General features: G+C 69.3%; 7 protein-coding genes. 5 read left to right on the top strand and 2 right to left on the bottom strand.

The genetic code is table 11. The annotated features are described in order from the left end of the window. The 5 genes from OHA11_RS46920 to OHA11_RS46900 form a co-directional block, all read left to right on the top strand. Positions 1 to 1,038 (top strand): aromatic ring-hydroxylating dioxygenase subunit alpha (locus OHA11_RS46920; RefSeq protein ID WP_266508622.1); only part of this gene is annotated, 1,038 nt, incomplete at its 5' end. 30 nt (positions 1,039 to 1,068) lie between these two features. Continuing rightward, positions 1,069 to 2,115: a PDR/VanB family oxidoreductase gene (locus tag OHA11_RS46915; RefSeq protein WP_266508620.1), complete on the top strand. Its 1,047-nt coding sequence runs from the start codon at positions 1,069 to 1,071 to the stop codon at positions 2,113 to 2,115. Positions 2,116 to 2,146: 31 nt separating this feature from the next. Then, entirely contained in the window at positions 2,147 to 3,475 is a 1,329-nt protein-coding gene (locus OHA11_RS46910; protein ID WP_266508618.1) for an MFS transporter, read from the top strand. A 147-nt stretch (positions 3,476 to 3,622) separates the two neighbouring features. Continuing rightward, positions 3,623 to 4,711: an S-(hydroxymethyl)mycothiol dehydrogenase gene (locus OHA11_RS46905; protein ID WP_266508617.1), complete on the top strand. Its 1,089-nt coding sequence runs from the start codon at positions 3,623 to 3,625 to the stop codon at positions 4,709 to 4,711. Continuing rightward, positions 4,711 to 5,343, top strand: coding sequence for an MBL fold metallo-hydrolase (locus OHA11_RS46900; RefSeq protein ID WP_266508616.1), 633 nt, complete (start codon positions 4,711 to 4,713; stop codon positions 5,341 to 5,343). Before OHA11_RS46905 ends, OHA11_RS46900 begins: the two co-directional genes overlap by 1 nt. A gap of 473 nt (positions 5,344 to 5,816) precedes the next feature. On the opposite strand, the gene OHA11_RS46895 is transcribed toward OHA11_RS46900, so the two are convergent. Together OHA11_RS46895 and OHA11_RS46890 are read right to left on the bottom strand one after the other, a co-directional pair. After that, a complete protein-coding gene (locus OHA11_RS46895; RefSeq protein ID WP_266508614.1) occupies positions 5,817 to 6,512 on the bottom strand; it encodes an SDR family oxidoreductase in 696 nt (231 codons plus the stop codon). A 154-nt stretch (positions 6,513 to 6,666) separates the two neighbouring features. After that, positions 6,667 to 8,307 carry an ABC transporter ATP-binding protein gene (locus OHA11_RS46890; RefSeq protein WP_266508612.1) on the bottom strand — a complete coding sequence of 547 codons (1,641 nt, stop codon included), beginning with the start codon at positions 8,305 to 8,307 and terminating at the stop codon, positions 6,667 to 6,669.

The following is an 8,307-nucleotide window of genomic DNA, read 5'->3' as shown; positions in this document are numbered from 1 at the left end:
GCCTGGTACGCGGCCACGTGGGACCACGAAGTCAACAGGAAGGCGATCTTCTCCAGGACGATAGCGAACCGTCCTCTGGCGCTGTACCGCACCGAGGACGGCCGCCCTGTCGCGCTCGCGGACGCGTGCTGGCATCGCCTCGCGCCGCTTTCCATGGGAAAGCTGGTGGGGCGCGACGAGATCCAGTGCCCGTATCACGGGCTCCGGTTCAACTCGGCCGGACGCTGCACACACATGCCGGCCCAGGAGACGATCAATCCCAGCGCCATGGTGCCCTCCTTCCCGGTCGTGGAGCGTCACCGCTTCATCTGGGTATGGCTCGGCGATCCCACGCTGGCCGACCCGGACACCGTGCCCGACATGCACCAGATGGGCTCCCCCGAATGGGCGGGAGACGGTCTGACCATCTCCGTGCCGGCCAACTACCAGCTCGTACTCGACAACCTCATGGACCTGACTCACGAGGAGTTCGTGCACAGCACGAGCATCGGCCAGGAGGAGCTGAGCGAGTCCGGCTTCGACGTCACGCACGACGACCGCACGGTCACCGTCACCCGCTGGATGCACGACATCGAGGCACCGCCGTTCTGGCAGAACAACATGAGGGACAAGTTCCCCGGCTTCCAGGGCCGGGTCGACCGCTGGCAGATCATCCGCTATGAAGCCCCCTCGACCATTCGCATCGACGTGGGGGTGGCCAAGGCCGGCACCGGAGCGCCGGAGGGTGACCGGAGCCAGGGCGTCAACGGCTACGTCATGAACACCATCTCACCGGAGACGGACCGGTCCTGCACCTACTTCTGGGCGTTCATGCGCAATTACTGCCTGGACAGTCAACTCATCACCACACAGACCAGGGACAGCGTTTCGAAGGTCTTCACGGAGGACGAAGCCATGCTGACCGCCCAACAGGCGGCCATCGACGCCAACCCCGGCTACGAGTTCTACAGCCTCAACATCGACGCCGGCGGCATGTGGGTCCGCCGTCTCATCGAGCACATGCTCGCGGCCGAACAGCTCATCGCCGCCGTTTCCTGACCACACCACCGAGATACGAGGCACCGAACCATGGCGGCAGAGAACCAGGCCAGGTGGCAGACCGGACGGGTCGTCGAGGCAACCCCCGTCGCCATCGGGATTCAGCGCATAGTCCTTCAGACACAGAATCCGCAGCGGGCCGCACCCGGCTCGCACGTGGACGTCGTCGTCGACATCGGCGGACGCGCGGACACCCGCCCGTACTCCGTGGTCGCGTCGAGCGACGAGGGCAGGCTGCTCACCATCAGCGTGCACCTCGCGCCACAGTCACGCGGCGGATCGGTCTTCATGCACCGTCTGAAGCCCGGTGACAGCATCGAGATGACCCAGCCGCTCCAGAACTTCCCGCTCCGCGTGGGCGCCGAGCGGTACGTCCTCCTGGCCGGCGGTGTGGGCATCACCGCGATCGCCGAGACGGCCCGCGTCCTTCGCCGCCTGAAGTCGGACTACCTCCTCGTCTACGTCGGCAGGAGCCGGGACCGCATGGCCTACCTCAAGGAGCTTCAGCAGCTCCACGGGGAGAGGATCCGCGTCCACGTGGACGACGAAGGCACCAGTCTCGACGCCGCGGCGCTGGTCGACGAGGTCGCGGCCGCGGAGTCGACCGAGCTGTACATGTGCGGACCCATCCGCCTCATGGACGCGGTCCGCCGCCGCTGGCAGGACAGGGACCTGCCCGCCGCCAACCTGCGCTACGAGACGTTCGGCAACAGCGGTTGGTACGAACCCGAGGAATTCGTCGTGGCCGTCCCGGGTCTCGGGATCGAGACCACGGTCGAGACGGGGCAGTCGATACTCCAGGCCCTGGAAGGCGCCGGCGTCGACGTGATGTCCGACTGCCGCAAAGGGGAGTGCGGACTGTGCCAGGTGAAGGTGCTCGGCATCCAGGGCCACGTCGATCACCGTGACGTGTTCTTCAGCGACGAACAGAAGAAGGACTCCCGGGGGGTGTGCGTCTGCGTGTCCCGGGCGGTCCCGGACACGGCGACCGCAGCCGGCACCGTCACCGGGAAAAACGCGCCCGTTGCCACGCTCCCCACGGGCAACCGCGCGGTACTCACGCTCGACATCCCCTGAGCATCTGGCAACTCATCACAAGGAACCGCTCATGAACCTTCGTGAACGCATCGACACGTCCCCCATGTCGGGCTATCAGTGGCTGATCATCGCTCTCTGCGTCGTCCTCAACGCACTGGACGGCTACGACGTCCTGGCCATGGCCTTCACGGCCCCTGGCGTCGGCTCCGAGTTCCACCTCGACGGAGGTGAACTCGGGCTGCTCCTCAGCGCCGGCCTCATGGGCATGGCCGCCGGCTCGCTTCTTCTGGCTCCGTTCGCCGACCTCTTCGGCCGCCGGCCGCTCATCCTCCTCTCCGTCGGTCTGGCGACGGCCGGCATGCTCCTGTCCGCGACCTCGGGCTCAGCGACCCAACTGGCCCTCTGGCGCGTACTGACCGGCCTTGGCGTCGGCGGAATCCTCGCCTGCACCACGGTCATCGCCAGCGAGTACGCCTCCCGCCGTTGGCGAGGTCTGGCCATAGCTCTGTACACCGCGGGCTACGGCATCGGAGCCACGGTCGGCGGCCTGGTCGCCGTCACGTTGCAGAGCTCCCAGGGCTGGCGCTCGGTCTTCCTCCTCGGTGGCGTCCTCACCGGAGTCGTCCTGCTCCTCCTCGCCGCGCTTCTGCCGGAATCGGTCCAGTTCCTCCTGACCAGACAGCCGCGCAACGCGCTGGCTCGCGTCAACACAATCGCCACCCGCATACGACAGGAGCCCCTCACCAGCCTCCAGGGCATGGCGGACGCAGCCCGACCGACCGCCTCGAACCGGGTCGGCGACCTGTTCACCGCCGCCCACCGCCGGTACACCCTGCTGCTCTGGGTCGCGTTCTTCACCCTGATGTTCGGCTTCTACTTCGTCAACAGCTGGACACCGACCCTTCTCGTCTCGGCGGGCCTGACCGAGAAGCAGAGTGTCACCGTGGGCATCATGCTCGCGCTCGGCGGAACGGTCGGCGCGATTCTGTACGGGCTGCTCACCAGCCGCTGGGACAGCCGCCGCATCCTCATCGGATTCGCGGTCCTCTCGGGCGTGGCCATGGCCCTGTTCATCTCGGCGACCGCCACCCTCGCCCTCGCGTTCGCCTTCGGCATCGCCATCGGCATGCTGGTCAACGGCTGCATGGCGGGCCTGTACACACTCGCGCCGTCCATGTACGAGACCCAGGTACGCAGCACCGGTGTCGGCTGGGCCATCGGCATCGGGCGAGGCGGCGCCATCCTCGCGCCGATCGCCGCCGGCGCCCTGCTGGATGCCGGATGGACGGCCGGCACCCTGTATCTCGCCGTCGGCACGCTCATGCTGGTCTGTGCCGCCTGTGTGGCGCTGTCCCGTCCCCGGTCGGCAACCGGGGTGGCTGTGGCCGCCGGAGTCTGATCCCGGGCGGCGCCGAGCCCACTGCCCGGCGCCGCCCCCTCACCTGACACTTCACGGCACGCCGGATCTGTTGCAGGAATTACCCATCCAACGGATCCAGCCGCCGTAACCCTTCCCTGGCGCGCGTGTAACGAGAGGAATCAAGCAATGTCCCAGCAGGTACGAGCCGTTGTCGCACGGGCGAAGGGAGAGCCGGTCGGGATCGAAACGATCGTGGTGCCCGACCCGGGGCCGGGTGAGGCGGTGGTGAAGGTCCAGGCATGCGGGGTCTGCCACACCGATCTGCACTACCGCGAGGGCGGGATCGGCGACGACTTCCCTTTCCTGCTCGGCCACGAGGCCGCGGGTGTCGTGGAGTCGGTGGGCGAGGGGGTGACCGAGGTGGCTCCTGGCGACTTCGTGATCCTCAACTGGCGGGCGGTGTGCGGCGGCCGGTGCCGGGCCTGCCGTCGCGGACGCCCGCAGTACTGCTTCGACACCCACAATGCGAAGCAGAAGATGACACTGACGGACGGCACCGAGCTGTCCCCCGCCCTGGGTATCGGCGCCTTCGCCGAGAAGACCCTGGTCGCGGCCGGCCAGTGCACCAAGGTCGACCCGACCGCATCGCCCGCCGCAGCGGGACTGCTGGGCTGTGGCGTGATGGCAGGGCTCGGTGCGGCGATCAACACGGGCGGAGTCGGACGCGGTGACAGCGTGGCGGTGATCGGCTGCGGCGGCGTCGGGGCCGCGGCGGTCGTCGGGGCGAACCTGGCGGGCGCCGCGAAGATCATCGCGGTGGACATCGACGACCGCAAACTCGCCACCGCGGCCTCCCTCGGCGCCACGCACACCGTCAACTCCCGGCAGGCCGACGCGATCGAGGCCGTACGGGAGCTGACCGGCGGGTTCGGGGCGGACGTCGTCATCGACGCCGTCGGCCGACCTGAGACCTACCGACAGGCGTTCTACGCCCGCGACCTGGCCGGCACCGTCGTCCTGGTCGGCGTACCCACCCCGGACGTGACCCTCGAAGTGCCGTTGCTCGATGTCTTCGGGCGGGGCGGGGCGCTGAAGTCGTCCTGGTACGGCGACTGCCTGCCGTCTCGCGACTTCCCGATGCTCATCGACCTCTATCTCCAGGGTCGCCTGGACCTGGACGCGTTCGTCACCGAGACCATCGCCCTGGACGCGGTGGAGGACGCCTTCGCCCGGATGCACAAGGGAGATGTGCTCCGCTCGGTGGTGACGTTCTGATGACCGGCGTCCGCATCGAACGCCTCGTCACCTCCGGCACCTTCAGCCTGGACGGCGGCACCTGGGACGTCGACAACAACGTCTGGATCGTGGGAGATGACCGCGAGGTGATCGTCATCGACGCCGCCCACGACGCCGACGCCATCGACGCCGCCGTGGGCGGCCGCCGGGTCATGGCAATCGTGTGCACGCACGGCCACAACGATCACATCGACGCCGCGCCCGACCTCGCCGACATAACCGGGGCACCGGTGCTGATCCACCTCGACGACCGGCTGCTGTGGAAGCACACTCATCCCGACAGGGAACCCGACGGCTACCTCAGCGACCTGCGCCGGATCACCGTGGCAGACACCGAACTCATGGTGCTGCACACCCCCGGCCACACCCCCGGGGCGATCTGTCTGCACGCACCGGATCTGGACACCGTCTTCAGCGGGGACACTCTCTTCGCCGGCGGACCGGGCGCCACCGGGCGGTCGTACTCGGATTTCCCGACGATCGTCCGCTCCATCCGCGACCGGTTGCTGGTCCTGCCGCCCACGACAGTGGTCCGCACCGGCCACGGTGAGACGACGACGATCGGGGCCGAGGCGCCGAGCCTCGACGAGTGGATCGCCCGGGGGTACTGAGTCCGGCACGCCACCGCCCTCGCGCACGGGCACGGAACGCGCCCAGGACGTCAGGCCGCACACAGGAGTTCCTCTCCGGTCCGTACCGGCCCGGACAGTTGAGGCGCCCGCTCGACGAGGCGCGGGAGGAGCTGGCGCAGCTGCGTGGCGTACAGAGCGCAAACGTGACAGCTACACCACACCTGCCGCGGCCGTGCGCGCTCAGGGCATGGTGCCCATCCGCCAGCCACAGCCACAGCCACACCGTCCCTTCCGACGCCCCGTCAACTGCGCCGCGATCCGCACATCCAACCGCGAGCATCCCCTCCCCATCCACCGCAAGAAGCCGCCTCCACACAGAACACATGACCCCAGTTCACACGCGCCGACCTCCCCACTCGACCCGCTCACCCGGCCACTCAACAAACCAGCAACACACCAGGTCAACCACCACCCCGTAAACCAACCAACACCCCCCTGAGCGTCAGCCCTGGCTACGCGTCCTTCTCCCCGGACCGGAGCACGGCAGTGTCAAGGAGCGCCTCGCCGCCGCCGTCCACGACGATGTCCGCTCCGTTGATCCACCCGGCCCCGTCCAGCAGGAAGATCACGACTTCCGCGATGTCGTGCGGGGTGCCGTGCCGGCCGATGCTCGTGCGGAAGCCGTCGAGCAGGTCCGGATCGGCCGAGTCGTAGAAGGCCTTGAGGATCGGGGTGGTCACCGGGCCCGGACTCACACTGTTGGCACGGATGCGTCGCGGCATCAGGTCGACGGCGAGCTGCTTGGTCCAGAAGGTCAACGCCTGCTTGGAGAGCCGGTAGGCCGTGCTGCCGTCGAGTCGTTCCTGCCGTGCCCAGGCGACGCCCTCCTCGAAAGACGTGTGCTCGAGGACTTCGTCGACGGCGGGCCGGTTGGCCGCCCATCCCACACCCAGGGTCGACGACAGGTTGACGATGGCGCCGCCTTCGGGGATCCGGGGCAGCAGTCTCCGGGTCAGATGCCGGGGAGCGAACGTGTTGACCGCCAGCACCTCGTGCCCTTCCTTCGTTCCCGGCAGCCCGGCGATGTTGCAGAGCCCTGCCAGGGCGACCGGCAGCGCGGCGACGGCGTCCTCGATGGAGGTGACATCGGTCAGGTCACACCGCAGGTAGGGCACATCGGCACAGGGGGCGGCCCGGTCGAGGACCACGACCTCACGTCCGGCGCCGGCCAGGCGCTCGCGCGCAGCCAGGCGGGGGCAAGGGCCTGTGCGTCGGTCATCTCAAGGCGCGGCAGCCGGCCGGGACGCGAGCCACGACGGGCCGGCGCGGGCGACGGCACGGACGGAAGTGTCATAGGTTCTCTCATCGCGCCTGTCCTTGTGCGTCGCTCGGATCCGACGGAGTCGTCACGCCGCCCATCAGCATGCCGATGCGCTCCCGGTCGAAGTCCGGCCGCTCGAAACCGCCGAGGATCCTGCCCTCGTAGGCCACGACGATCCGGTCGCTCAGCGCCATCACCTCATCCAGGTCCTCCGACACCAGCAGGATGCCGACGCCCTCGTGCCGGATCGCCAGCAGGGCTCGGTGGACGTCGGCGGTCGCCGCGATGTCCAGTCCCCGGGTCGGGTGGGAAGCGACCAGCACACGGCTGCTCGCCTCCAACTCCCGGTAGACGATCAGGCGTTGTGCCTGCCCGCCGGAGAGCGTGGCGGCGCGGCGGGCGGGATTGACGTCGCTCAGGTCGGCGGTGTCCATGATCTGCGCCGCGTGACGGCGCATCGCCGGGCGGCTCACCAGCAGACCCCGGCGCACCGGCGCCCGGCGGATGCGTCTCATGCTCGCGCTCAGCGCGATGGGCGCGTTCAGGGCGAGGCCGCTGCCGATGTCCTCGGGGATGTGGCCGACGCCCGCGTCGAGAAAGGCCCGGGGCTCGTGCCCAGCCAGGGAGACCTCGCAGATCGCGATGTCGCCGGCGGTGAGCCGGCGCGTCCCGGTGAGCACCTCCGCGAGTTCCCGCTGGCCGTTGCCGGCCACCCCGGCCACCCCGACGATCTCCCCCGCGTGCACGCGCAGGTCCACCCCGTGCAGCGCCGCGAGGCCGCGGTCGTCGACGGCGTGTACGCCGGTCAGGGCGGCGACGGCCGGGCCGATCCGGGCCGGCTGCCGCTCGGGCGCCGGCACGGTGCGGCCGACCATCAGCCGGGCGAGCGAGCCCGTGGTGCAGTCACCCGTCGGCAGGGTCGCCACATTGCGGCCGCCCCGCAGGACGGAGACGCGATCGGCGATCTCCAGCACTTCGGCCAGCTTGTGCGAGATGAACACGACGCTGTAGCCGCTCGCCGTCATCTCCCGTACAGCCGTGAACAGTTGGTCGACCTCGTGCGGGGTCAGCGCCGCTGTCGGCTCGTCCAGCACGAGGGTGCGGGCGCCGCGGACGAGTGTCCTCAGGATGGCCACTCGCTGCATCTCGCCGACCGACAACTGCCCGATCCGTGCGTCGGGGTCCACCGCGAGCCCGAACCGTTCGCCGAGCTCGGCCGCCCGGCTGCGCAGCCGGCTGTCCGATATCGCGAAGGACGTGGCTTCCCAGCCGATATGGAGATTCTCCGCCACCAACATGTTCCGCACGAGCTGGTAGTTCTGGTGCACGATGCCGAGCCCGTGCCGTAGTGCGTCCCGGGGCGTGCGCGGGCGAAGTGTCGTGCCGTTCAGGGAGATGGTTCCGGCATCGGGCCGGCACACCCCGCTCGCCACGCTCATCAGCGTGGTCTTGCCCGCACCGTTCTCACCGAGCAGTGCGTGCACCTCGCCGGTCCGGACGTCGAAGTCGACGCCGGACAGCACGTGCACCGAACCGAACCGCTTGGAGATGCCCGCCAGAGCCAGGGCGGGGGCGGCGGGAACCGCCTGGAGCGTGCCGCTCGCCGGGGCGGGGCCGGGCTTGAGTGCAACGCCGTCGCCGCCTGGTCGGCCGTCGTCCGCCTCGTTCTTCGGTACGGTCAT

Source organism: Streptomyces sp. NBC_00878 (assembly GCF_026341515.1).
GTDB lineage: Bacteria > Actinomycetota > Actinomycetes > Streptomycetales > Streptomycetaceae > Streptomyces.
This window is presented reverse-complemented; position numbering and strand designations above follow the sequence as displayed.

Bases quoted from the DNA above. Each gene is read 5' to 3' on its own strand.
- OHA11_RS46890 (WP_266508612.1), bottom strand. From the start codon at position 8,307: ATGACCGTACCGAAGAACGAGGCGGACGACGGCCGACCAGGCGGCGAC.
- OHA11_RS46915 (WP_266508620.1), top strand. From the start codon at position 1,069: ATGGCGGCAGAGAACCAGGCCAGGTGGCAGACCGGACGGGTCGTCGAG.
- OHA11_RS46910 (WP_266508618.1), top strand. From the start codon at position 2,147: ATGAACCTTCGTGAACGCATCGACACGTCCCCCATGTCGGGCTATCAG.
- OHA11_RS46900 (WP_266508616.1), top strand. From the start codon at position 4,711: ATGACCGGCGTCCGCATCGAACGCCTCGTCACCTCCGGCACCTTCAGC.
- OHA11_RS46905 (WP_266508617.1), top strand. From the start codon at position 3,623: ATGTCCCAGCAGGTACGAGCCGTTGTCGCACGGGCGAAGGGAGAGCCG.